This is a genomic window from Pseudoalteromonas rubra (genome assembly GCF_000238295.3).
In the GTDB taxonomy this organism is placed as follows: Bacteria; Pseudomonadota; Gammaproteobacteria; order Enterobacterales; family Alteromonadaceae; genus Pseudoalteromonas; species Pseudoalteromonas rubra.
In genome coordinates, this window is record NZ_AHCD03000026.1 from 241,212 (window position 1) to 265,025 (window position 23,814).

Consider the following 23,814-nt stretch of genomic DNA (forward strand, 5'->3'; position numbering starts at 1 on the left):
CATAATCACTAATAGATAACCGGTTCAGTCATCGTCCATCACACTGGCTGACTTGCAATTGAGTCGTATTTTACTCAAACTTGCGATACCACAAATCAACGAGCAGGCCGCCTTGCTCACGCACATGCAACACCGGCAGTCCAAACTCATCAAACATAAAACGCTCTTTGTTTCCTTGTTCATCAGCCCGGGTCCAGATCCCATCATCATAACTAATATGATACGTCCCGCCAGCAGGCGCGCGTTGCTGAAGCTTGACCAGTTCAATCTGTCCAGTCAGGTCCAATTTCCCCTGAGGGTTGTCAGGTGACACCTGAAGTAAACTGTTTGTCAGTTCATCTGCTGTCACTAATGGAGTTATCGCCTGTTCACATTTTCCTAATTTATAGAGGCACTTGTAAGGCGTATACTGATAACTAAAGGCTGCATTTAATTTCATCTCTGAATCACTCAATACCTTACCGTCACGAGCGCGCTTTTCAAAAAGCGCGCCTTTCAAGTTGCTTGAGTGCAATGCAAAAGTAGCGATGTCATTTTCCATATTGCGTAGCTCGTACATCACCTCCCGCTCAGCCAAAGAGGTATCAAACCATCTAAAATGGAAACCTATGGGGAGTTTGCTCAAGTCTATATCATTCACATTATCCGGGGTCAGATAACGATGATTCAGGGCTAATTTAAGTTCTCGAATACGCGCAGGAAGTTCTTTTTCACGCGTCGCCATAGACTTGTTCTGTATCTCAATAAATCGCTTGAGTCCGTTTGCCTGGCGCTCCTGCACTGACAACGATTCATCCTTTTTTTCGCACTCTGTACGCTTTCCTTTGTGGTAACAGTATGTCTTGTCCTTAGCCAACACCCCGAAGTAATACACTCTGAACGTGTCAGGATCGGCCCCCTGCAAAAGACTTCCCTGATAAAAGACGTGTTGGTCATTTTTCGCATATGCACCATCGAATGCCCTGAACCCTTCAGGTGAAATGGTAGTCCGTTGCTCGTGAAAATATATATGATGTTTGTCTCTCGCATATTCATCACTTAAGCTGCGAAAGTCTTTTACGTTAAGCCCTTTAACTCTCTTGGTTCGATAGTAAACGTGCTGATGATCAGCCCCATAGTCAAGATACAGTCTTCGAAATGATTTTGCCGACGCCCCCATCACGCGCTCCCCTTCGTAAAAAACGCATTCTTGATCTTTGGCAAATGTACCAATTGATAAAACCTTAAACGTTTCTATGTCACAAGGGGTAAAGACTTTGTCTGTTCCCAGATAAACCTTATTATCACTGAGCAAGTAACCCTGAAAGCTAGATGAGTCATCAATTACCTGCACATTATCCGGATTCGCACCACGGACAATTTCTCCATTGAAGTACACATACCGTTTATCTGCCGCATAATACTGTGAGAGCTTGCGAAAAGTAGCAGGATCCGCGAACGGGATAGAGCGCCCGGATTTAAACACCAGATGCTTATCTTTGGCATAACCAAAGCGATCGACCACCTCAAAGGTAGCCGGATCAACGTTATTGAGCGACCGGGTAACCCGGGTTTGCCCAAGCGGGCCTATCCTGTCTCCATATAGTACCTGATTGGTCTTAGCATTGACGATATAGCCCCGTTCTGGGGGCGTGGTGTTACAACCTGCAAGCACAAGTGCCGTCAGCAAGAGCAGTAGTCGATTTGTCATATCAGGTACCCTGAGCGTTACAAGAGGATATCAGTTTACTCATGCTTACTGTCAAACGAAACTATATTCCCTTATAAGGTCCATGGATATCAGTTCCTGACCATTCTCATAAATTTCATACAAACCACTCTCCCTTCAGGCCAGAGTTGAAAAAGCTACGATTAGCCCAGCTTATACTGTTACCTTGTGGTTAATTTTTGCTAGAATGGCGACAAATTTTTTTGGAGAACCGTCAATGGCAATGTTTGTAGTGGGACACAAGATCCCTGACTCAGATTCAATTTGTGGTGCAATTGCACTGGCTTACCTGAAGAACCAGATCGGTGAAGAAGCGATCCCAACACGTTTGGGTGATGTCTCTCCTGAGACGCAATTTATTCTTGACCGCTTTGGCTTTGAAGCCCCTGAATTAAAGCTTAGCTATGCTGGCGAAGAAGTATATATCGTTGACCATACAGAGAAAACACAAGCACCAGACGACATCGATGAAGCCACTGTCGTGGGTGTAGTGGATCACCACAAACTGGGTGACTTGACTACCTCAACGCCACTTGAGTGCTGGATCCGTCCGGTTGGTTGTAGTAATACCATCATTAAAATGATGTACGACTTCTATGGCGTTGAAATCCCACAAGGGATCGCGGGCCTGATGATGTGTGCGATCCTGAGCGATACTGTGATCTTCAAATCACCAACGTGCACCACAGCAGACATTAAGTGCGTAGAAGCACTCGCTGAAATCGCGGGCATCGAAGATTTTAAAGCACTGGGCATGGAAATGTTCAAAGTAAAATCAGCGGTGGAAGGCACACCAGCACGCGATTTGGTTATGCGTGACTTTAAAGACTTCAACATGAATGGCAACCTGGTTGGTATTGGCCAGCTGGAAGTCATTGATCTATCAGTATTCGATGACATCAAGGCCGATCTGGAAGCCGATATTGCTAAGCTGAAAGAAGAAGGTGGTCGTCACTCAGTATTACTGCTGTTAACCGACATTATGAAAGAAGGCTCACAAATGCTGATCGCCTCTGACGACGAAAGCATTGTGGCAACTGCCTATCAGGTCACACCTGAAAATAGCCGAGTATGGCTGGATGGCGTGCTGAGCCGTAAAAAGCAGGTTGTTCCACCACTGCAAGATGCATTCGCATAAAGCTTGCTGAACAACTCCTAAAAAAGCCCTGATCCAGTCAGGGCTTTTTTATCGCCTAGTTGCTCTGCGCAGCAGGTGATGTATGCCTTTTTATATCACCAAACTGACACTGTTAGACAAGAATCGCGCACACGATGGCAGCCAGATTTATCTGAACTCGCGAGTCAAAGACTGTCATTGAACGGTCGAAATAGCAATCACGTCACGGGCCACAACCACAGGGGGCAAATACGCGAGTTTCTTGACCAGAAGCAGCAACTAAATTTGCGGCTATGCTGGTGCCACAGGCAGCGTATCAAGGCAGGGATAAAACACAGGCAATAAAAAACCCAGCCTGAGCTGGGTTTTTCAAATCTGAAAGCGAATTACTTGATTTTCGCTTCTTTGAAGATCACGTGCTTACGTACTTTAGGATCGTACTTTTTGATCTCCATTTTTTCAGGCATGTTACGCTTGTTCTTGTCGGTAGTGTAGAAATAACCAGTACCAGCAGTAGAAACTAGACGGATCTTATCACGCATGATTTAAGCTCCTTATACTTTTTCGCCGCGAGCACGGATATCAGTCAATACCGCGTCGATGCCTTTTTTATCGATGATACGCATACCTTTAGTAGTAGTGCGTAGAGTAACAAAGCGCTTTTCGCTTTCAACCCAGAAACGGTGCGTTTGCAGGTTAGGTAGGAAACGACGCTTAGTTGCGTTGCGCGCGTGTGAACGGTTGTTACCAACAACCGGGCGCTTACCTGTAACTTGACAGACTTTAGACATGTCTATATATCTCCAATAACTTCGCTCGAGCTTAATTTCCCCTTAGGCCTTCAAACTGTGTGCCCTGGGTAAAATCAAAGGGCGCTCTTTATACAGTATTTACAGGCAGAGTTCAAGGATCTGATGATATCCTAATCAGCTCATTGGTAAATTTGATAGCGGCCAATTATAATGATCCATGGCCGCTTAGGAAAGTAAAAACTGCATTTAAATTAAACTATTTTTAATTTATGCTGGGAAAGCGCGCTGAAACACGCCAAATACGGCTCCTCCCCCTGCTACAACAGCCCTCTTTGCGCAAATGAAAGGCAGCAGCTGCCCGCTACAATTAAGTGATCATGTACCTGAATATCAACCAACGCCAACGCTCGCTGCAATTTATTGGTGATCAGTCTGTCGGCTTCACTGGGTTCGGCGACCCCGGAGGGATGGTTGTGGGCAAAAATCAAAGCTGCAGCATTGTACTTCAGCGCCGCCTTTACGACTTCTCTCGGATAGACACTGGCAGCATTAATGGTGCCGGAAAACAACACTTCATCGCGGATCAAGCGATTCTGGTTATCTAAAAACAATGCCATGAAAACCTCATGATGCAGCCCTTTAAGCTGTATTTTAAGATAATCACTGACTGCCTGGGGTGAACCAAACTGAGCATCGCGCACCACGTCTTCCAACAAATAACGTCGGCTGAGTTCCATTACTGCCTGCAACTGCACATATTTGGCTTCACCAACGCCTTTATATTGACAAAACTCGCTGCACGGTACGTTCATTAACTCCTGCAAAGAGCCGCTTTGATCAATCAGCGACTGAGCCAGTTCAATAGCATTCATACCCGCAATCCCGGTGCGTAAAAAAATGGCCAGTAGTTCGGCATCGCTGAGTGCACTGGCGCCATTGTTTAGCAGCCGCTCTCTGGGCCTTTGCATTTTAGGTATTGCCATCAATTGCATGTTTCCTCCTTGTTGGTATCTGTCACGTCACTGTGACTCTCTGAGTGTAGACAGCTGGCAGAATAATTCAAAACCCGGGGTGGGCTATGTTATCTTAGCGCTAGTTTTAATTTGCAGGGGCCGAGCATGAGCCAAACACACAAGCGTATTCTTCTGGGGATCAGCGGTGGGATCGCCGCCTATAAATGTGCCGAACTGGTGCGACGATTAAAAGACCATCACTGTGACGTCAAAGTTGTCATGACGGAGTCTGCAAAACAGTTCATTACTCCCCTGACCATGCAAGCAGTCTCGGGCGAACCCGTCGCAGATTCTCTGCTTGACCCGGCAGCCGAAGCCGCCATGGGCCATATCGAATTGGCAAAATGGGCCGATCTGATTTTAGTCGCACCGGCCAGCAGCAACATCATCGCCAAAATGGCCGCAGGCATTGCCGATGATCTGCTTACCACTTTGTTGCTGGCAACCCCCGCACCGGTTGCCATTGCCCCGGCCATGAATCAGCAAATGTATGCTCACCTGGCAACACAGGCAAACCTCTCCACACTGGCACGTAGAGGCGTTATTGTCTGGGGTCCCGGTCAGGGCGAGCAAGCCTGTGGGGATGTCGGCAAAGGCCGGATGCTGGAGCCCCATGAACTGGTATCACTGGCGCTAGATGCACTCACCCCTGAAGCCCCTATACTGGCCGGTAAAACGGTGACCATCACAGCGGGCCCAACCCGTGAAGCGCTCGATCCGGTGCGTTATATCAGTAACCACAGCTCTGGTAAAATGGGCTATGCACTGGCTGAAGCCGCACTGGCGCTGGGCGCTGACGTACATCTTATCTCAGGCCCGGTCACGCTCACTCCGCCACATGGCTGTACAGTGCATGCAGTCAACAGTGCACGGGATATGCATCAGGCTGCGATGTCACTGGCGCCCGATTCAGATGTCTTTATTGGGTGTGCAGCCGTTGCGGATTATCGTGCCGCAGATATCGCCGAGCAAAAAATTAAAAAGCAAGGCGATGAAATGACCCTGACACTGGTGAAAAATCCAGACATTATTGCTGACGTTGCCGCACTAACAGCACGCAGGCCCTATACCGTCGGCTTTGCCGCAGAAACACAAGATGTGGCGCAGTACGCGCAAGGCAAACTGAAAAACAAAGGGTTAGATATGATCTGTGCCAATGATGTCAGCCAGGAAGGGATTGGCTTTAATGCCAATAACAATGCCCTGACCCTGTTTTGGGATAATGCACAACAATCTTTGCCACTGGCAAGCAAGTCAGAGTTAGCGCTTACTGTCGTTAAAGCAATTGCCGGTAAACTTAATTAAGTTCATGTTAAAAGACTGGAAAGAAGCTGAATAAAGCATTAACATGGCCAGATAATTGAGTTTAGGGCTCTGTTGGTAGTCGCTCAGGCGAGCACAGCGACAGACCGCCACTGAGCCCGCTCCTACTAAAATAACGATAATCATAAAGGAAACCTCATGCCAGCGACTAAACGCAGTAATCGCAAAGAGCAAATACTCCAATCCCTTGCGCAAATGCTTGAAACCAGTCCAGGGCAGCGTATTACCACCGCCAAACTGGCGACAGAAGTCGGCGTGTCTGAAGCCGCACTGTATCGTCACTTTCCCAGTAAAGCCCGAATGTTTGAAGGACTGATTGAATTTATTGAAGACACTTTACTGTCGCGGATCAATTTAATCCTGGAAAACGAAAAAGAAACGCAAAGTCGTATCTACAATATCCTGATGTTGTTACTCACTTTCTCTGAAAAGAACCCAGGGATCACCCGAATTCTGACCGGAGATGCACTTCAGGGTGAGCAGGAAAGGTTGCGCGAGCGCGTTCAGGGATTATTCGAAAAACTCGAAACCCAATTCAAACAAGTCCTCCGTGAGCGCAAGTTGCGCGAAGGCAAAACCTTTGCCAGTGATGAAGCCGCTTTGGCAAACTTTTTCTTAGCCTATGTTGAGGGTAAAATGAATCAGTTTGTACGCAGCGACTTTAAAGCCAAGCCAGCAGCCAACTTTGCCAGCCACTGGCAAGAATTACAGCGTATCTGGCTGGCGTAACCCGCTTGTTGCAGATTATTGCAAACCTAGTTAGGTGGGCACAGCCCGCCTGACTTTATCCAGTTTTTTCTCACACCCAACGCAGCACAGTTTAGTCTCTCAGATAAAAGTGTTACAAAGTTACAATCCCTATCGAACAAGAATCATATTATGACGTTTGCCAAATCTTTACTCACGGCCGCCCTGTTGTCAGCAACCAGCCTCGCAGCCAAGCCCAGCCTGGAATTCCATGATGTCTTTGACTTTAAATACGCCCAAGGTCGGGTTTTGTCAGAAGACGGACGATTTGTGGCCCTAAGCGCGCAGCCCTACCGGGGAGACAGCACAGGCCAGCTGTATGATCTCAGTACCAGGAAAATCATTGCCAGTGTAGAGCGTGGCACCAAACCCCGACTCAACCGCGCAGGCAACTGGGCTGCTTTCACTCAGGCCCCGAGCCTGCTGACGTCAGAAACCACAGACAAAAAAGCGCGTAAAAAGCTCAAGCGCGCGCTGGTGCTGGTCAATACACACAGTGGTGAACAACGCACCTTTGACGCTGTTAAAGACTATCAGCTGAGCGACGATGGCCGCTGGCTGGCCTATCGACAAGATGTGGAAGCCGATAAATCAGATAAGACAGAGAAAAACACCGACAGTGCGATCCCGGCAGACAAGAAAGACAAAACCTATCCTCTGGTGATTGTGGATTTAACCTCACAGCAGCAGTATCAGTTTGAGCAGGTTGGCCGCTATGCATTGAGCCCCGCGGAATATGGCGTGCTCATGAGCCAGCATAGCGAGGACGGTGCAGATAACCAAATTCAGTATTTTGATCTGAGCCGGGCACAGGCCAGCGTATTAATTGCAGAGCCGGGCGTGACTTTGTCCGCAATAGCCTGGCACCCCTACTCATCACTGGTGGCCTTTACCGAAGGCAATTACGTAAACGATGATACACGTCGTCGTGCTTATCAGGTGCGATTATGGGATGCCAAAGTTGACCGTTTCACACAAGTGCCTCAGCCACAGGGCTGGTATAGCGCAAAATCTGCTAAAGTAAGCTGGTCAGAGCAAGGGGAGCGGCTCTATTTTGAAAACCGCCCGTTACTTTCCCCAAAGCCTGCTGAGAAAAAATATCAGGATCAGGCATCACTGACCGACCTTGATACTATCATGGCTCAGTCAGGCCTGAAGGTCTGGCATAATGAGGATGCTCAGATCAAACCCCGTGAGATTAAAACCTGGGAGAAAACCAACCAGGAACGCAATTATCAGGCGGTTTACCACATTGAAAGTCAGCGTGTTGCCCAGTTAAGCGATGAGACAGCGCGCGACGTTACGGTGAATCGCGAAGCCGAATTCCTGCTCGCCAGCAACGATCAGCCCTACCTGAAGCAGATCATGTACAAAGGATTCTATGCAGATTATTACGCCGTACAGGTTGCCACTGGTGCACGCAGCTTTATCGTCAAAGAATCACCCAATCGTCCGACGCTATCACCAACCGGTCAGCACGCAGCCTACTTCCTCAATGATCAGCTGTGGCTGAAGGACCTGCATGCGCAAAAAGAAACGGCCATCAGCAAAGCCGTCCGCGATGCGCTATTTGCAGATGATCGTCACGACTATCCCGAGCCCAATCCGGGTTACGGATTTGCAGGCTGGCAACGAGATGGCAGCACACTGTATGCCTACAGTAAGTTCGATATCTGGGCCTTTGATAGTAAAACGGCTCAGGCGAAACGCCTGACACACGGTAAAGAAACCCAAACACAATACCGGGTGATCAAACTGGATAAAGACTTTGTCGGCTTCGCGGCTGATGAACACATCTACCTGTCGGCACATAACCTCGCCAACAAGCAAACACATATTGCCAGGCTGAACCTGGCCACGGGTAAACTGACCACCCTGACCTCAGGTGAAGCGAAATACAGCTTACTCGAAAAAGCCAAACAGGCAGATACGCTGCTATTTACCAGACAAAGTTACCATGAGTTTCCAGATCTGTGGCAAACCAATAGTGCCTTTAGTCAGCGTCATCAAATCACCAACCTGAACCCTCAGCTCAGCACCTTTGCCTGGGGGCAAAAACCGGAACTAGTACAGTATCAAGGTTACAATGGCGAACCCTTACAAGGGGTACTGATCAAACCCGCTGACTATCAACCAGGTAAAAAAGTACCGGTAGTCTTTTATTTCTACCGATATATGAGCCAGCGCATGTATGACTTTCCACATATGGTGCTGAACCACAGACCTAATTTACCGATGTTTACTTCCAACGGTTATGCCATTTTCCTGCCTGACATTCGCTTCGAAATTGGGTATCCGGGCCGCTCATCCACGCAAACCTTAGTGAATGCGGCGCAAAAGCTCATTGACTTAGGGGTTGCCGATCCAGATAAGATTGGCCTTCAGGGACACTCCTGGGCAGGCTACCAAAGCGCCTTTGCTGTCACTCAAACGGATATATTTAAAGCTGTGGTGTCTGGTGCACCGGTATCAAATATGACTTCGGCCTACAGTGGCATTCGCCTGAAATCAGGCCTGGCACGTCAGTTCCAGTATGAGGCCGGACAAAGCCGTATCGGCAAAACACTGACCGAAGCGCCTGAGCTGTATATTGAAAACTCGCCAGTGTTCTATGCCGACAGAGTTAACACACCGATCCTGTTGATGTTTGGTGATAAAGATGGTGCGGTACCGTGGCAAGAGGGGATCCAGTACTATCTTGCACTGCGCCGTCACAATAAAGATGCCATCTTCTTACAATATGAAGGCGAGCCGCATCATCTGAAACAGTTCCCGAATCAGGTGGATTTCTCTGTGCGCATGAAAGACTACTTTGATCACTATCTGATGGGTAAACCCGCTGCGGACTGGATCAAGTCAGGGATCCCCTATCGCAAAGAGAGCAGTGATTAAATTAAAAAAGCCGCTACTTAGCGGCTTTTTCTTTACCCAAGGCGCTAGCGTTTTGCTGCGCGGCCTGAGGGCTTGTTCTTACCCACTCTGGGCTTAGTATTGGCCTGATTAAACTGACCAAAGCCGCTGTGGCGTGTCAGCGCTTTCGTACCCGGTTTGCGTCGGGTATTGCCTTTGCCTTCGCTGCGTCCCGCCTCAGGCACCAAACACTGTGGCCCACGCCCGATCAGATTCGCCTTGCCCATTTTCTTCAGTGCTTCACGGATCATCGGCCAGCCAGCCGGATCGTGGTAACGCAGAATGGCTTTATGCAAACGGCGTTGCTTCGCCCCTTTGGGCACAGCCACCACTTCTTTGTTGTTTTTGATGTTACGCAGCGAGTTCATCTCAGTGTGATAAATGGTGGTTGCGTTAGCCATCGGTGACGGGTAAAAGTTTTGCACCTGATCCAGTTTAAAGTCATGGGCTTTTAACCACAGTGCCATGTTGACCATGTCTTCGTCCGTGGTGCCCGGGTGTGCAGAGATAAAATAAGGGATCAGATACTGCTTTTTACCCGCTTCTTTGGAGTATTTATCAAAGAGCTCTTTAAACTTGTCGTAGGTGCCCATGCCAGGTTTCATCATCTTAGACAAAGGCCCCCGCTCAGTATGCTCAGGTGCAATTTTTAAATAGCCGCCAACATGGTGGGTTACCAGCTCTTTGACATAACGCGGATCTTCAATGGCCAGGTCATAACGCACACCAGAGGCAATGAGGATCTTTTTCACCCCTTCAACGTCGCGTGCCTTGCGATATAGCTCTATGGTCGGGGTATGATCTGTGTCCATGTGTTTACAGATATCCGGATATACACACGACAGCCGACGACAGGTACTTTCCGCCTTTTTACTCTTACAGCGCAACTTATACATGTTGGCCGTTGGGCCACCCAAGTCTGAGATCACGCCGGTAAACCCGGGAACTTTATCGCGGATCTGCTCAATTTCGTCAATGATCGACTGCTCAGAGCGGCTCTGAATAATGCGCCCTTCATGCTCAGTAATAGAGCAGAAACTGCACCCACCAAAACACCCGCGCATGATGTTCACCGATGTTTTGATCATGTCGTAGGCCGGGATCTTTTCTTCCCCGTAGCTTGGGTGAGGAATGCGCTGATATGGCAAACCGAAGACCTCATCCATTTCGTCGGTTTCAAGCGGATAAGCAGGAGGATTGACCCACACACTGCGATCGCCATGGCGCTGGAACAAGGCTCGGGCACAACCCGGATTGGTTTCCTGGTGTAAAATCCTGGATGCATGCGCATATAGCGGCTTATTGACACTCACCTGCTCGTAAGCAGGCAGCTTAACATAGACTTTTTCCCAGGGTTTCAGCCGGGGAGGTTGCACCATAATGGGTTGAGCCTGGGTGGCATCTTGCGCTTTTTCAGCCTGCACAAATTCCGACTTACTACAGCCAACATCATCAGCCCCATAAGGATTCGGAATAGGATCAATTTTGCCTATTTTATCGATAGCAGTGGAGTCACTCCCCCGCCATTCGGGCAAAGGTTCTTTACGGATCACCGCAGTGCCGCGCACATCCTGAATGGTGTCAATCGATTCGCCATTCGCGATTCGATGTGCCACTTCAACCAGCGGGCGCTCGGCATTACCGTAGATCAGCAAGTCCGCTTTGGCATCAAAGATGATGCTGCGGCGTACTTTTTCCTGCCAATAGTCATAGTGTGCAATACGACGTAAACTGGCTTCGATACCCCCAATCACCAGCGGTACCTCTTTATAGGCCTCGCGACAGCGTTGACTGTACACGACCACAGCACGATCCGGACGTTTACCACCGACATTGCCCGGCGTGTAAGCATCATCGTGACGAATGCGCTTTTCCGCTGTATAGCGGTTGATCATGGAATCCATGTTGCCTGCCGTCACCCCAAAGAACAGGTTAGGTTTGCCCAGGCTCATAAAGGCGTCTTTGCTGGACCAGTCCGGTTGCGCGATGATCCCGACACGAAAGCCCTGCGCTTCTAACACCCGACCTATTACTGCCATACCAAAACTGGGGTGATCTACATAGGCATCACCCGTCACTATAATAATATCGCAGCTATCCCAGCCCAGTGCATCCATCTCGGCGCGGCTGGTAGGAAGAAACGGGGCTGGACCATAACATTCGGCCCAGTACTTAGGGTAAGAAAAAAGCGGGCGCTCGGCCTGTAACGCATTCATGATGACGGCTCAATGCTGAAAAAAGAAGCGGATTATACTAAAAAGCGCCATGGCTTCCCAGTACTAGCTTTTCAAATACGCCAGTAAATCGGCTTCAGCCATAGGTCTGGCAAAGAAAAACCCTTGCACTTCATTGCACCCCAAAGCACGCAAAATATCGGCTTGTTCCTGCGTTTCAACACCCTCAGCAATGGTTTTAAGGCCTAAATGACGACCTAGAGAAATCACCAGCTCGGCAATAGCGCCGGAGTCTTCGTGCGGGATCCCTTTCACAAATGCCCGGTCTATTTTAAGTCTGGCAAGCGGCAATTTTTGTAAATAACTCAATGAAGAGAAGCCTGTACCAAAGTCATCAATAGCGACTTCCACCCCAAAGGACTTCAGCTCACTCAGCGTATGTACCACAGTATTGATTTCATCCATCACCACACTTTCAGTGACTTCAAGCTCAATTTTTTGTGGCTCAACATCATGATCCAAAATGGTTTGTTTGACCTGCTGCGCGTAGTTGGGGACCTTAAATTGCGGCACAGATACATTGACCGCCACACTGATATCATGTCCCAGTGAACTCAGCTGCTTCTGCATCATACATGCCTGCTCTAGTACCCACTGACCGATCTCGACAATCAGCCCGGCATCTTCGGCCAAGGGCACAAATACCGCTGGCGAAATGTAATCCCCCTTCCCCGTGGGCCATCTTAGTAAGGCCTCACACCCGATCACCGTCATGGTTTGTAAACACAACTGAGGTTGATACCAGACTTCCAGTTTTCTCTGTTCAAAGTCTTGCCGAAGCTGACGGATCAAGCCTAATCGCCAGGCCATTTTTTCTTCCAGGTCAGAGCTATACCAGTTGAGCGTTTGACGCCCTTGCTTTGCCTGGTTCAGTGCGATGTAGGCCAACTTCAGGGTTTCCAAGCCTTGTGGTGAAAAGTCAATTTGGCAACATACGCCAATATGAAAATGCATAGTCAGTACATGCTCACCCACCTGATAGGGTACAGTGAGCGCATCTAAAAACAGGGATTCGTCAAAACTTTGCTTGGGTAGTAATACGCCAAATACATCCGCACCAATTCGCGACAATAGCTCACCCTGCGGGCATTCCTGTTGTAAACGCTCTTTAACTGCCAAGAGCAACAAATTCCCCACTTCCTGGCCTAAGCCATTGTTAATATCTGAAAACTGCGCGATATCAATCAGCACGAACACCAGCTGATCTTGCTCTGGCTTATAGTACTGGGCTATCTGATCGACAAAGTTTGCGCGGTTTGGCAAACGGGTCAGCGCATCTTTATAAGCAACATCGCGCAGTTCGTTAATCAGCTTGATGTTATCGAGACCCACACTGACATTAGTTAAAAAGATTTCGGCAAACTGCATTTGCGCCGCATTGGGCGGCTCTGCCAGTTCAAGATAAATCGCGGCCCGGCGATTTTTACCTTGCAGTAAAAAGGTCACATCGTGGTCGGTTTGCTGATGGGCATCCAAATCAAAGCAGTTTTGCACCTGCATGATCACCCGACCATTATCTATCTGCTCCAGCCCCTGACCAATATGTGCTAAATAAGGTTGTGTACCGCCAAAAACCAGCACCTTTGCGTCTTTCTCTATCGCGCCGGCCACCAGACCATGTGGCTCTGAGCCCAGGATCTTAGCCAGCTGATTGACCACCGACAGACCAAAAGAAGGCATATCCGTGTGACCCAGGATCGCATGAGATGCCTCCAGAATATTGGTCAGTGCCACACTTTGCTGTTCGAGCTCGCAGATTTGTTGATAGGACCGAATGGCCGTTAATAAAGAGGTAACCAGCTTCCCACGGGTCAGCTCGGTTTTCATTTTATAGTCATTGATGTCGTATTCGCGAATGACTTTTTCTTCCGGTGCATAACCCGGCTGCCCTGTACGCAAAATAATTCTCACGGCGTAGTTACCAAACTCATCACGCACTTTCTTTACAACAGACAGGCCCGCATCATCACTTTCCATCACAACATCGAGCAATAAAATGCAGATTTCGGGATGCTGTGACAACACGTCGAGTGCTTCTTTGCCCGAATAGGCATGGTGAAACTTGAGCGCGCGCCCCCAGAATTCTACGCCGGATAAGGCCAGTTTTGTGACCGAATGGATCTCCGGATCGTCATCCACAACCAGTACATCCCAATACGCGCTGACCGTTTCTTGTGAGTCATGCGTTGAGTCTTGATCCGCAAACAAAAACTCTTCTTGTTCTGACGCCATCATCAACCTTATGTTCAACTACTTAGTTTCTGCGCACATGGCATATTTGCCTATGTGTTATCTTTTAAATTATGATAGGTTTTTACTATCAAGATCCATACCCGTTAACACTCAAGTAATATTATAGTCGATGTTCAACAACTTGTGCTCGTTAACTAAATAATATAGCGGCTCTATGCAGGTTATGACAGCAACAATTTTTCGGACATTCACGTTCAGCATTGTTTTGATATTCGGCCTGGTTGTGGTCACCGCTTTACTTCCCTCTGATTACCGGGCGCAGACAACACAGCGGATCACCTCCGATGACCTGCAAAAGATAAAAACCTATTTAGACGCCGAGCACTGGCAAGGATTATTGACGCCGCAAGCCGATTTACAGCTGACTTTTCTGACCAATGCCAGCCAGGTCGGCGGCTATGGTGAATTGCAACACCCCTGGGGACTGGCAGAAGTCACAGTGCTGAGCCTGAGTCAACAACACGTAACGATACAACTCAGATTCAATGCTGAGCATGTCGCACATATCGAGCTATTGCTCAGGCCACAGGCCGACGTAGTGGAGGTGCAACTCAGCGCCAAAGGTGAGAACCATACACCGTTAGTCGGAGGGCTTTATGCGCGTTTTGCAGCCTATTATGCGGAACAACAACTCAAACTAATGATGAACCAGCTGATCAGCCAGTTGAAATTGCACACACAAGGAGCGGTATGACAATAAAAAATGCCCAGGCCCGTTCCAGTTTAGCCCTTCTTATCGAAGAGAAACTGGGATATGCCATGATCAAACAGCCCAAAGCCGCGATTCAATCTGAAGACCGACGCTTTGCGCAAACACCTAATCCCAATCAAAATCAATTTATTGTCCGCAGTGAGCATGGGGTACTCAAACGCGCACTGAAACGCAATCAATTGCAGCGTATTGCACAGCAGCGCAATATAGAATCCATTATGGGAATGTCACTGACCTTGTGCCCGGATGTGACCAGTCGAGGGCGTCCGGACCCTGACTGGCTGGAGCATTTTATTGCCCTGGCGGAAGACATTGCCAACAGTGCCATGCAGAAACTCTGGGCGAAAATTCTGGTTGGCGAGTCAATCGCACCTGGGACCTTTTCAATCAAAAGCTTGCAAACTTTGAAACAAATGACACAGAAGGAAGCGGATGCTCTGCAGCGATGCGCCTCCTTATGTGGCTACCTTGAGAAAGAAGACAGTTATTTAATTTTACTGGGCTTTTATAAAAAGCCTTCGCTGTTTGATTTACTTCGAAAAGGCACGAAAGAATCGCTGAACCTGGCTCAGGCAGGGTTGAGCTTTCCTCACATTCTGACGCTGATGGACATAAACCTTATTTATCGACAAGAGATTGAATCTGCCAACCTGCAAAAGGGCCAGACTCTGACGCTCGCCTATCAGGGGAAGCACCTTGTCATCGAGGCCAACAGCAACGATCTGGTGCTAAGTTATTACAAACTGACGCAAACTGGCGACGAACTGAAAAAGCTGATCAATACACCGGTCAATAAAACCTACAGGCAATTACTTTCAAAAGCACTGGAAGAAGAGTTTACCCTGACCTGGGGCACCTGATGAATGAGGAATGTATCAAAGCAACAAACAGCCCCTTGATACATTCCTGTTGAACGGCCTATTTAGAAGTGGACCTGCAGGCCGGCAAACGGACCTGATGCATCGATATCGGTGGTGATGTCGTCAACGTCATCCAGTTCAACCACCATAGAGCGATAACCCGCACGAACGGCGACATCGACTGCCATATTATCAATAAACTCCCAGGCGACCCCAATCTGGAAATCCTGGATCTTGCTGTCGTCAATTGCCAGCAAACTGCCTTCAGCAAACACACTCAACCCGGTCAGTGGCAAACCCACTTCCCCTCTCAGGTAACCCAGGGGGATAAAGCCTGAAAAATCGACCGTTTCTGTAGTGGTTTCACCATTGGCAAAACCCGTTACGCTGATCTCGCCATCAAAATGCTTAGCGTTTAAACCAAAGTCGAAGGAAATCAAATCGTTGTCAAACAGCTCGTAATACAAGATGTAATCTATGTGGTCCAAATCACCCACGGTGTTGACCGTACCGCCTACGGTGAAGCTCTTATCACCGAAGTCGAAGGTTTCATTCAGTACCGCAGAACCGTCTAATTGTATCTCGGTATATTTGAGCTTAACGTTCGGGACGAGTGGCACTGGGTGCTCAAGCGCGGCGTAGAAGCTTGAGAAGTTTTTATCAGAAAAGTCAAAGTCTTGCTGATTACCCTTGTTCGCAAAGCTACCTTCAGGCTCTGCGCCCCACGCTTCACCACCCAGATATAAACCTAACAGAGTGTCTGCTTGTGCTGCAGGTGCGAGGCAGGCCAGAGATAAGGCTGCCGCTAAACAGTACTTTTTCATTTATTTATCCTTGCGCTAAAAGTTCACTGAGTTCAATAAGAGCCGCATTGGCTCGGGAAATATAGTTCGCCATCACCAGTGAGTGATTGGCTACCAATCCAAAACCACTACCATTTAAAATCATCGGGCTCCACACGGTTTCCTGTGTGGCTTCAAGTTCCCGAATAATCTGTTGCAGGCTCACTTTTGCATTTTTCTTCTCGAGCACATCCGCAAAGTCGTATTCTACCGCTCTTAAAAAATGTAACAGGGCCCAGGTGGCACCGCGGGATTCATAAAATACATCATCAATCTTCCACCATGATGTTTTCACTTCATGATGATTCGCCGCATAGGTTGCCTGATTAGCTGCACTGTCGCCTGCCAAGTCGGTGTTCAGCCTGTCCTGACCGACACTGGCGCTCAATCTCTGGCTTAAACTCCCCATCCGTTTTTCCGCTTCTTTTAACCAGCCTCTTAGATTATCCGCACGGGCATAAAACTGACTAGTTTGATCGGCCGGGTTGGAAATTTGTAGCAGGTAATCATTAAGGTGAGTAATACCAGTACGATACTCCCCTTCTGCACTGGGCCATAACCATGCCGTTGAGCTGATGTTAAATTGCGGCTGGGCTTTTTTCAGGCTGGGGTGCTCTGTCGATTGCGATTGAGAGCGGCTAAAATCTTTACGCATAGACAGGGCCATATCGCGCACCATTTCAAGCGCACCGTATTCCCATGCAGGCATATTATCCATCATCACACTCGGTGGTAATACGTCATTAGACAAATAACCACCAGGTTTATCGAGTAAAGTTTGCGAGACTGTGATTAAGGTATGTGTTGTCACATACCCTGTCACCAATTGGGTGTTTGATTGCTCAGCATGACGTTTAGCACTCCCGACCACATCGAACTGTTCGGGCTCAACGCTCCAGTAAACTGCCAGGCCATACCCCATTAGCAACACGGCGACCAGGCCAGCCCAGATCTTCCCCATGTGATTGTGTGTGTTGTGATCCATCAATACTCCTAGTGATGCTGATGTCCATTTTTCGCGTTATGCATCTGCGCTTTAAGCGACACCACTTCAATCAAGCCATAGACGCGATTGCCATCAGCAAAATATAGTGTAAGTTTACGATTTTCGCCTACTTTTAATGGTTTTGTCGGCTCAAAGGCCATCAGGTGATAGCCACCGGGCTTAAACTCAACTTGACTGTTAGGCGCAATCTCCAGTTTTTCTATCTTTTGCATGCGCATCATGCCATTAACATGTGCATGTTCGTGGACCTCCACGCGCCCAAGCCCTTCAATTTCAGCTTTGAGCAGCGTCACCGCTTGTTGGCTGTTATTGGCAAGTGTGAAATAGCCGGCAGTGGAGCTGGCCGTGGGCAAAAAGTCACGCAGCGTAGCGTGTGTCAGTTGTACAACGCCCTGTTCGGCGTGTGCATGGTGATGAGATTCGCCATGCGTGTGGTCCGGATGTGCCTGTGACATCCAAGGTAATGAACACAGCATAAAAAAGGCTAAATTTTTGATCATAAGCGCTTTCCTTGTTGAGTATAGTCCGTTTACTATACCACATTGCCCTTAGTTTAACGCGCTTTCATCACCATTTCTTTACAGCCGTACCGTGTTCGTAAAGGCGCTGCCTCATAATGCAGCACCTTCGGCCAGACACCTTAACACAGCGCCTGCTTATCGCTCACCAACCAGCCGATTGCAACCAGGAACAATAGCGGAATGGCAATGAGAACAGAGTTAAATAGTAATGCTAACACTAGCCCAATGAGCACAACTAATATCACGCCAAGCAACCCTATGCTCAGCAATGCCAGTAAGGCAAAAACGGCGATCATCGCGACAAACAGGCTAAGCATTTCAATCCCGACCCAACTTACATCCAAAACCATCTCTGGCACACTGAACCAGGCCAATGGAGAGGACACCCAGGAAAATGCCGATAACACAACCAAGCCAACCAGTAAGATCAATGCCGCTTTCATAATGCCCCCTAAGTACGCTCCGACAGCACTATCCAGGCGATAAAATACGCCATCACAACTAACACTGGTGCTTTTAGTGCCAATAACACCGTGATTAGGCGAACCAGCCAGGTTGGCATGTCCAGCCTGTTTGCCAGTTTGCTACATACTCCACCTAGTTTTTTGCGAGGTGGTTGCGGGCGTGTCGTATTGTAATAAGTGTCATGTTCTGTCATCAGAGTTCTCCTCATTGCTGCTACATCGGGTGCCCTTTGGCGACCGATAGTGCAAATACCTAAGCAGGTTGATTTCTTTGTTTCAATTCAGCCAGTGCCTTGTCCACTTGCTCTTCCCGTGCCAGGGTCTCCAGTGCCTGCCATTGTGCTTGCTCCTTACTTACCAATTCATAGCTGTCCACTTCAGCTTCTACCCGCTCAACCTTGCGCTCCAGCTGCTCAAAGCGGGTTAATGCCGCTGCTATCGACTGCTGGCTGGTCACACTGCGGGCTTTCAGCTGAGTGGTGGCAGTGTGCTCCCGTCGGGCCAGTTGCGCTTCTTTGTGGCGCAGCTGATTGAGCTTGTCAGTCAGGGTTTGCGCATCCTGCTCCAGCTTGTCGTAAGCCTGCTGTAACTGCGCCGCCTCATCTTCAATATGCTGTTGAGCTTCCTGACATTTTTGCTTTTCCAGCAACGCAGCGCGGGCCAGATCTTCACGCTCCTTTTGCAGCGCGTACTCAGCCTGTTGTTGCCATTGCTCAGCTTTTTTGGCCAGCGCCTGATTGCGGCGCGCCAGCGCTTTTTGCTCACAGATCACCTGTACCACAGTGCTACGACATTCACTGAGCGCATCCTCCAGCTGGGTCAAAATTTGACGCTGGTTCTTTTTCGGGTCATCCGCTTTGTCGAGCAATGCATTAAACTCGGCTTTGATTAAATCTTCGATTCGGTCGATTAAGGCCATGACAGGCTCCTTGAGTAAGCTAATGTTGATTAACTTAGTCCAAGGTTTATGCCAAAATTAATAAATCAATAAAATCAAATACTTAAATGAGAGATTGGAAAAAAGGAAGAAAAACAAGAAGGACGATTTGGTCAAAAAAGCACATAGTTAGCTTTTTTGACCAAAATAAGAACTATTGTTCAGGAACAAAGGTCAGCGCTTTTTCCATTACACTGATATCCGCGCTTTTACCGTGACCATTTTCCGATAAATGACGACGGAAGCCACGTGCGCCGGGCTGGTTTTGGAAAATCCCCAGCATATGGCGGGCAATATGCCAAAAGTTAGCCCCCTTTGACATCTCAGCTTCAATATAATCATACATACTGCGAACCACCTGGTGGCGGGTCTGGGTAAACGCTGGCGCACCATACAGAGCACTGTCCACTTCTGCAAGCATAAAGGGGTTGCTGTAAGCTTCACGGCCTATCATCACACCATCCAGGTGTGCGAGGTGATGCTGACACTCTTCAATGGTTTTAACGCCACCATTGATGCTGATGTGCAGATCCGAATAATCCTGCTTAAGTTTGTACACGCGAGGATAATCCAGAGGTGGTATTTCACGATTTTCTTTGGGACTTAGGCCCTGCAACCAGGCTTTACGGGCATGGATAATAAAGTCATCGCAGCCAGCTGTTTTTGAGGCGTCAATCAGACGGGTCAGAAATTCATACGAATCCTGCTCATCAATACCAATCCGGGTTTTCACAGTAACCGGAATAGACACCTCACCTTTCATTGCCGCAACACACTCAGCCACCAGCTCTGGCTCTGCCATCAGGCACGCGCCAAAACGACCATTTTGTACTCTGTCTGATGGGCAGCCGACGTTGAGGTTTACTTCGTTATAGCCGTATTGCTCGGCGCGTTTAGCACATTCAGCCAGCGCTTTGGGATCGGATCCACCCAGCTGCAACGCCACTGGCATTTCGTGCTCACCAAAATGCAAATAATCACCTTTGCCAAAGATGATAGCGCCAGTGGTGATCATTTCGGTATACAGTACTGCATGCTGAGTCAGTTTACGGTGAAAGGTCCGGCAGTGACGGTCCGTCCAATCCAACATAGGTGCAACGGAAAAGCGACGAAACGCTGAATCGCTTGTGTTTACTGGGCTAACGCCTGATTTATCTGTGCTTGTCATACTACCTCTGAAACGCCCAATTGAACGGCTCCAAACCGCTACCAGCGTCAATAACCGAACCACATCCCAGCCCATGCTCTGCAAATAAGGCGTCGCTTGTGGTCATCAAAATAGATAAGGGGAGAATTATACACGCTGTTGCGGGGAGTTTCATCCAACGATGATATAGTGAAAGAAGAGAGCGGCCAAAACAGGCCGCTTATTGAGGGTTACCCGTCATATCCATTGGGGTTTTGGCTTTGCCAGCGCCAGGTATCCTGCATCATATCATCGAGGCCGCGCTCTGCTCGCCAGCCCAGCTCTTTGAGGGCTTTTTCCGGTGCAGCATAACAAGCTGCAATATCACCATCACGACGCGCTTTGATCTCATAACGGATAGGCTTGCCTGCCGCTTTTTCAAACGCTTTAACCATGTCGAGTACCGAATAACCGTTACCCGTGCCTAAGTTAAAGATATGTGCCCCCGCCTGAGCTGCGATCTTGTCCAGTGCTTTCAGGTGACCCAGTGCAAGATCGACAACATGGATATAGTCGCGTACACCGGTGCCGTCATGTGTATTATAATCATCACCAAAAACACCCAGCATATCTAACTTGCCGACCGCAACCTGCGCAATATATGGTAACAGGTTATTGGGTATGCCATTGGGGTCTTCCCCTATCTGGCCAGACACATGTGCACCAACCGGGTTAAAGTAACGCAATATCGCAAACGCCCAGCGTGTATCCGACTTAGCTAAGTCTTGTAGGATCATCTCCACCATCAATTTAGAGGTGCCGTAAGGATTCGTGGTACCACCAACAGGGAACTCTTCTCGGATAGGCAAACTGGCCGGATCGCCATACACTGTCGCAGAAGAGCTAAACACCAGCTGGAATACCCCAGCATCACGCATCGCATCGAGTAAAGTCAACGTCCCCTGAACATTATTTTGGTAGTATTCAACCGGCTTCTGCACCGACTCTCCCACCGCCTTTAATCCTGCAAAGTGGATCACTTGCTTTATCGGGTGTTGTGCGAAAACGCGGTCCATAAACGCCTTGTCGCAGACATCTCCCTGATAAAACACCACTGCGCGGCGTGTTAAGGTTTCCACACGTTGCAAAGACTGCTTTGATGCATTACTCAAGTTATCGACAACAACAACGTCCTTGCCTTCAGAAAGTAACTCTAATACGGTGTGCGAGCCAATATACCCGGCACCACCAGTAACCAAGACGGTCATATTTCTATTCCTGTATCCATAACTGCAATTATTGTAAACGAGCCAATTCGATGTGTCAGCGTTTTGCACACATCAACGCACGCCTTTAAGCTTGATCACACACAAATACCAGTCGTGGCCCGTGCTTACTCAAGCGTGAAATCGTTCCCGGACAATAGGCCGACAAGTTTCGCCAAAGCAGAACTTTATCAGGATTATCCAGATGTCGGGTATAAATACGACCGGCAATGGCATAAGCAATCGTATTGTCATCAAACCAGGTGTAATAATGTACGCTGCCTGGTAACGCAAAATGCGGCGTCACCACCTGAGTCTGCGCATCGAAGCTGGCAAACCATTGTTGGCCATTCGAAGTATAAGTGAAACTATATAGGTTTCGCGCGGCATTGTAGGCTAATGTGCGACCGATATCACTGGCCACTAACTTAGGCAAATGTCCTTTTAAATCGGTAAATTGTAAAGTGTGGGGCTCACCAAGAATAAACATCACCAATTGCTCATCCTTGCCCCAGGCGTGATATCCCACCGGGGCGATATGATCAAACACGCGTCGTGGTGATTGTGTTGCAGAAAATGGATAAAACCATAGTTTTTGTGTGCCATCAGCTTCGACAACCACAGCTGAGAGACCCTCATCATAAGGATATACCGTCGGTGAGTATTCAGACACTGGCGTATTAGTCAGATTACGGGCCTCATGGGTGGTAAAATCGTAAAAAAACAGGTCTGTCTGATCCCCCTCAGGGCTGTGTACCTGTTGGGTAAAATACACACCATTGTCGACAACCAAAGGTTGATTGTGATAACCGTCAGCCGCACTGATTGGCTTCACCGAGAGTGAGCCTGATTGCTCCTCAGCCAACCAAAGCTGCGAGGCTGGCATTGCATTAAGTGCTCCCATAACGCCCCATAATAATCCTGTGACGATGATCTTTTGCAGCAGTGTCATTGTGTTATATTCCTTGTTTTTTTCGCTATCATACCGAGCAACAGCAGGAACTCAATCATCACAAGGTAACTCACCGCGAAATGCCTTGCGAATTTTCCCTTATCGAGTAACATCGAAAGGTGTTAATCGGAAGTTACGCTCAGTCCAGCTGAGCCAGGTAAGGGGACAAAATGTCTGCAAAGCATCCAATCATTGCAATCACGGGAAGTTCGGGGGCCGGTACCACGACCACCACGGCCGCGATTAAGCACATTTTTCGCAGCCTGGACGCCAAAGCTGAGATTGTCGAGGGTGATAGCTTCCATCGTTATACCCGCCCGGAAATGGACAAACTCAAACGCGAAGCCCTGCAAGAAGGTAAACATCTGAGCTACTTTGGTCAGGAGGCCAATGACTTTGCCGCACTGGAAGCGTTATTTGCCACTTATGGTCAGACCGGAACCGGCCAGGTCCGGCGTTATTTGCATACCTTTGATGATGCCGTACCGTATAACCAGTTACCCGGCACCTTCACGCCTTACCAGGAACTGGATAGCAACAGTGATATGCTGTTTTATGAAGGCCTGCATGGCGGTATAGTGACCGAAGAGCATGATGTCGCCCACCATGTCGACCTGCTGATTGGTATGGTGCCGATTATTAACCTGGAATGGATCCAAAAACTGATCCGCGATACGCACGAAAGAGGTCATTCTCGCGAGGCCGTTATGACTTCAATCGTGCGCAGTATGGATGATTACATTAATCATATTACGCCCCAGTTCTCACGTACCCATATTAATTTTCAACGCGTCCCCACAGTTGATACTTCTAACCCCTTTAGTGCCAAAGACATCCCCTCGCTGGATGAGAGCTTCGTGGTGATCCGTTTCAGGGATATAAAAGATGTCGACTTCCCCTACTATCTGCAGATGATCCAGGGCAGCTTTATGTCGCGCGTTAACACCCTGGTAGTACCCGGAGGTAAAATGGGCCTGGCTATGGAACTGGTATTAACTCCCCTGATCAAAGACTTACTTACAAAAAAACGGGCACTGGAACAGATTGTCCCGCTGGACTTACCCGTTTAACG

At 48.5% G+C, this 23,814-nt stretch carries 22 protein-coding genes; 7 read left to right on the plus strand and 15 right to left on the minus strand.

Annotated elements, in window-relative coordinates:
* Window positions 1-70 precede the first annotated feature (70 nt).
* Window positions 71-1,690 carry a DKNYY domain-containing protein gene (locus tag PRUB_RS03690; RefSeq protein WP_010383673.1) on the minus strand — a complete coding sequence of 540 codons (1,620 nt, stop codon included), beginning with the start codon at window positions 1,688-1,690 and terminating at the stop codon, window positions 71-73.
* A 235-nt stretch (window positions 1,691-1,925) separates the two neighbouring features.
* Here PRUB_RS03690 and PRUB_RS03695 point away from each other — a divergent pair, with 235 nt between their 5' ends.
* On the plus strand, window positions 1,926-2,846 hold the full coding sequence (locus tag PRUB_RS03695; protein ID WP_010383675.1) for a manganese-dependent inorganic pyrophosphatase: 921 nt from the start codon (window positions 1,926-1,928) through the stop codon (window positions 2,844-2,846).
* Between the two features lie 365 nt (window positions 2,847-3,211).
* Here PRUB_RS03695 and rpmG read toward each other — a convergent pair whose 3' ends face one another.
* The 3 genes from rpmG to radC form a co-directional block, all read right to left on the minus strand.
* The gene (gene rpmG / locus PRUB_RS03700; RefSeq protein ID WP_005493124.1) at window positions 3,212-3,367 is read right to left on the minus strand and encodes a 50S ribosomal protein L33; all 156 of its coding nucleotides are present in this window, start codon (window positions 3,365-3,367) and stop codon (window positions 3,212-3,214) included.
* Between the two features lie 12 nt (window positions 3,368-3,379).
* Entirely contained in the window at window positions 3,380-3,616 is a 237-nt protein-coding gene (rpmB, locus tag PRUB_RS03705) for a 50S ribosomal protein L28 (protein WP_010383680.1), read from the minus strand.
* Between the two features lie 278 nt (window positions 3,617-3,894).
* On the minus strand, window positions 3,895-4,569 hold the full coding sequence (radC, locus tag PRUB_RS03710) for a RadC family protein (RefSeq protein WP_010383682.1): 675 nt from the start codon (window positions 4,567-4,569) through the stop codon (window positions 3,895-3,897).
* 126 nt (window positions 4,570-4,695) lie between these two features.
* Here radC and coaBC point away from each other — a divergent pair, with 126 nt between their 5' ends.
* The 3 genes from coaBC (at window position 4,696) to PRUB_RS03725 (ending at window position 9,552) form a co-directional block, all read left to right on the plus strand.
* Window positions 4,696-5,895 carry a bifunctional phosphopantothenoylcysteine decarboxylase/phosphopantothenate--cysteine ligase CoaBC gene (gene coaBC / locus PRUB_RS03715; RefSeq protein WP_010383684.1) on the plus strand — a complete coding sequence of 400 codons (1,200 nt, stop codon included), beginning with the start codon at window positions 4,696-4,698 and terminating at the stop codon, window positions 5,893-5,895.
* A gap of 156 nt (window positions 5,896-6,051) precedes the next feature.
* Window positions 6,052-6,642: a nucleoid occlusion factor SlmA gene (gene slmA / locus PRUB_RS03720; protein WP_010383685.1), complete on the plus strand. Its 591-nt coding sequence runs from the start codon at window positions 6,052-6,054 to the stop codon at window positions 6,640-6,642.
* 150 nt (window positions 6,643-6,792) lie between these two features.
* Window positions 6,793-9,552, plus strand: coding sequence for an alpha/beta hydrolase family protein (locus tag PRUB_RS03725; protein WP_010383686.1), 2,760 nt, complete (start codon window positions 6,793-6,795; stop codon window positions 9,550-9,552).
* 44 nt (window positions 9,553-9,596) lie between these two features.
* Here the strand turns inward: PRUB_RS03725 and PRUB_RS03730 are convergent, their stop codons facing one another.
* Window positions 9,597-11,786, minus strand: a complete 2,190-nt coding sequence (locus tag PRUB_RS03730; protein ID WP_010383687.1) for a YgiQ family radical SAM protein — start codon at window positions 11,784-11,786, stop codon at window positions 9,597-9,599.
* A 63-nt stretch (window positions 11,787-11,849) separates the two neighbouring features.
* Entirely contained in the window at window positions 11,850-14,036 is a 2,187-nt protein-coding gene (locus PRUB_RS03735) for a bifunctional diguanylate cyclase/phosphodiesterase (RefSeq protein WP_010383688.1), read from the minus strand.
* Between the two features lie 184 nt (window positions 14,037-14,220).
* Here PRUB_RS03735 and PRUB_RS03740 point away from each other — a divergent pair, with 184 nt between their 5' ends.
* Window positions 14,221-14,751, plus strand: a complete 531-nt coding sequence (locus tag PRUB_RS03740) for a hypothetical protein (protein ID WP_155946227.1) — start codon at window positions 14,221-14,223, stop codon at window positions 14,749-14,751.
* Window positions 14,748-15,629 (plus strand): TIGR03899 family protein, encoded by an 882-nt coding sequence (locus PRUB_RS03745; RefSeq protein ID WP_010383690.1) that lies wholly within the window; start codon window positions 14,748-14,750, stop codon window positions 15,627-15,629. The genes PRUB_RS03740 and PRUB_RS03745 overlap by 4 nt, the downstream gene beginning before the upstream one ends.
* Window positions 15,630-15,691: 62 nt before the next feature.
* Here the strand turns inward: PRUB_RS03745 and PRUB_RS03750 are convergent, their stop codons facing one another.
* The 9 genes from PRUB_RS03750 to PRUB_RS03790 form a co-directional block, all read right to left on the minus strand.
* A complete protein-coding gene (locus PRUB_RS03750; protein ID WP_010383691.1) occupies window positions 15,692-16,453 on the minus strand; it encodes a TIGR04219 family outer membrane beta-barrel protein in 762 nt (253 codons plus the stop codon).
* Window positions 16,454-16,457: 4 nt separating this feature from the next.
* Window positions 16,458-17,456, minus strand: a complete 999-nt coding sequence (locus PRUB_RS03755; RefSeq protein WP_010383692.1) for a DUF2333 family protein — start codon at window positions 17,454-17,456, stop codon at window positions 16,458-16,460.
* Between the two features lie 8 nt (window positions 17,457-17,464).
* Window positions 17,465-17,977 carry a copper chaperone PCu(A)C gene (locus PRUB_RS03760; RefSeq protein WP_010383694.1) on the minus strand — a complete coding sequence of 171 codons (513 nt, stop codon included), beginning with the start codon at window positions 17,975-17,977 and terminating at the stop codon, window positions 17,465-17,467.
* A gap of 140 nt (window positions 17,978-18,117) precedes the next feature.
* Window positions 18,118-18,441, minus strand: a complete 324-nt coding sequence (locus PRUB_RS03765) for a hypothetical protein (protein WP_010383695.1) — start codon at window positions 18,439-18,441, stop codon at window positions 18,118-18,120.
* Window positions 18,442-18,449: 8 nt separating this feature from the next.
* Window positions 18,450-18,656 carry a PspC domain-containing protein gene (locus PRUB_RS03770; protein ID WP_010383696.1) on the minus strand — a complete coding sequence of 69 codons (207 nt, stop codon included), beginning with the start codon at window positions 18,654-18,656 and terminating at the stop codon, window positions 18,450-18,452.
* Between the two features lie 59 nt (window positions 18,657-18,715).
* On the minus strand, window positions 18,716-19,381 hold the full coding sequence (locus PRUB_RS03775; protein ID WP_010383697.1) for a PspA/IM30 family protein: 666 nt from the start codon (window positions 19,379-19,381) through the stop codon (window positions 18,716-18,718).
* 172 nt (window positions 19,382-19,553) lie between these two features.
* The gene (gene dusA, locus PRUB_RS03780; RefSeq protein WP_010383698.1) at window positions 19,554-20,567 is read right to left on the minus strand and encodes a tRNA dihydrouridine(20/20a) synthase DusA; all 1,014 of its coding nucleotides are present in this window, start codon (window positions 20,565-20,567) and stop codon (window positions 19,554-19,556) included.
* Window positions 20,568-20,776: 209 nt separating this feature from the next.
* Window positions 20,777-21,793, minus strand: coding sequence for a UDP-glucose 4-epimerase GalE (galE, locus tag PRUB_RS03785; RefSeq protein WP_010383699.1), 1,017 nt, complete (start codon window positions 21,791-21,793; stop codon window positions 20,777-20,779).
* Window positions 21,794-21,878: 85 nt separating this feature from the next.
* The gene (locus PRUB_RS03790) at window positions 21,879-22,742 is read right to left on the minus strand and encodes a hypothetical protein (protein ID WP_010383701.1); all 864 of its coding nucleotides are present in this window, start codon (window positions 22,740-22,742) and stop codon (window positions 21,879-21,881) included.
* Window positions 22,743-22,912: 170 nt separating this feature from the next.
* Between PRUB_RS03790 and PRUB_RS03795 the strand changes: the two genes are divergently transcribed.
* Entirely contained in the window at window positions 22,913-23,812 is a 900-nt protein-coding gene (locus tag PRUB_RS03795; RefSeq protein WP_010383702.1) for a phosphoribulokinase, read from the plus strand.
* The last annotated feature ends 2 nt before the right edge of the window (window positions 23,813-23,814 follow it).

Bases quoted from the DNA above. Each gene is read 5' to 3' on its own strand.
- PRUB_RS03690 (WP_010383673.1), bottom strand. From the start codon at position 1,690: ATGACAAATCGACTACTGCTCTTGCTGACGGCACTTGTGCTTGCAGGT.
- PRUB_RS03695 (WP_010383675.1), top strand. From the start codon at position 1,926: ATGGCAATGTTTGTAGTGGGACACAAGATCCCTGACTCAGATTCAATT.
- rpmG (WP_005493124.1), bottom strand. From the start codon at position 3,367: ATGCGTGATAAGATCCGTCTAGTTTCTACTGCTGGTACTGGTTATTTC.
- rpmB (WP_010383680.1), bottom strand. From the start codon at position 3,616: ATGTCTAAAGTCTGTCAAGTTACAGGTAAGCGCCCGGTTGTTGGTAAC.
- radC (WP_010383682.1), bottom strand. From the start codon at position 4,569: ATGCAATTGATGGCAATACCTAAAATGCAAAGGCCCAGAGAGCGGCTG.
- coaBC (WP_010383684.1), top strand. From the start codon at position 4,696: ATGAGCCAAACACACAAGCGTATTCTTCTGGGGATCAGCGGTGGGATC.
- slmA (WP_010383685.1), top strand. From the start codon at position 6,052: ATGCCAGCGACTAAACGCAGTAATCGCAAAGAGCAAATACTCCAATCC.
- PRUB_RS03725 (WP_010383686.1), top strand. From the start codon at position 6,793: ATGACGTTTGCCAAATCTTTACTCACGGCCGCCCTGTTGTCAGCAACC.
- PRUB_RS03730 (WP_010383687.1), bottom strand. From the start codon at position 11,786: ATGAATGCGTTACAGGCCGAGCGCCCGCTTTTTTCTTACCCTAAGTAC.
- PRUB_RS03735 (WP_010383688.1), bottom strand. From the start codon at position 14,036: ATGGCGTCAGAACAAGAAGAGTTTTTGTTTGCGGATCAAGACTCAACG.
- PRUB_RS03740 (WP_155946227.1), top strand. From the start codon at position 14,221: ATGACAGCAACAATTTTTCGGACATTCACGTTCAGCATTGTTTTGATA.
- PRUB_RS03745 (WP_010383690.1), top strand. From the start codon at position 14,748: ATGACAATAAAAAATGCCCAGGCCCGTTCCAGTTTAGCCCTTCTTATC.
- PRUB_RS03750 (WP_010383691.1), bottom strand. From the start codon at position 16,453: ATGAAAAAGTACTGTTTAGCGGCAGCCTTATCTCTGGCCTGCCTCGCA.
- PRUB_RS03755 (WP_010383692.1), bottom strand. From the start codon at position 17,456: ATGGATCACAACACACACAATCACATGGGGAAGATCTGGGCTGGCCTG.
- PRUB_RS03760 (WP_010383694.1), bottom strand. From the start codon at position 17,977: ATGATCAAAAATTTAGCCTTTTTTATGCTGTGTTCATTACCTTGGATG.
- PRUB_RS03765 (WP_010383695.1), bottom strand. From the start codon at position 18,441: ATGAAAGCGGCATTGATCTTACTGGTTGGCTTGGTTGTGTTATCGGCA.
- PRUB_RS03770 (WP_010383696.1), bottom strand. From the start codon at position 18,656: ATGACAGAACATGACACTTATTACAATACGACACGCCCGCAACCACCT.
- PRUB_RS03775 (WP_010383697.1), bottom strand. From the start codon at position 19,381: ATGGCCTTAATCGACCGAATCGAAGATTTAATCAAAGCCGAGTTTAAT.
- dusA (WP_010383698.1), bottom strand. From the start codon at position 20,567: ATGACAAGCACAGATAAATCAGGCGTTAGCCCAGTAAACACAAGCGAT.
- galE (WP_010383699.1), bottom strand. From the start codon at position 21,793: ATGACCGTCTTGGTTACTGGTGGTGCCGGGTATATTGGCTCGCACACC.
- PRUB_RS03790 (WP_010383701.1), bottom strand. From the start codon at position 22,742: ATGACACTGCTGCAAAAGATCATCGTCACAGGATTATTATGGGGCGTT.
- PRUB_RS03795 (WP_010383702.1), top strand. From the start codon at position 22,913: ATGTCTGCAAAGCATCCAATCATTGCAATCACGGGAAGTTCGGGGGCC.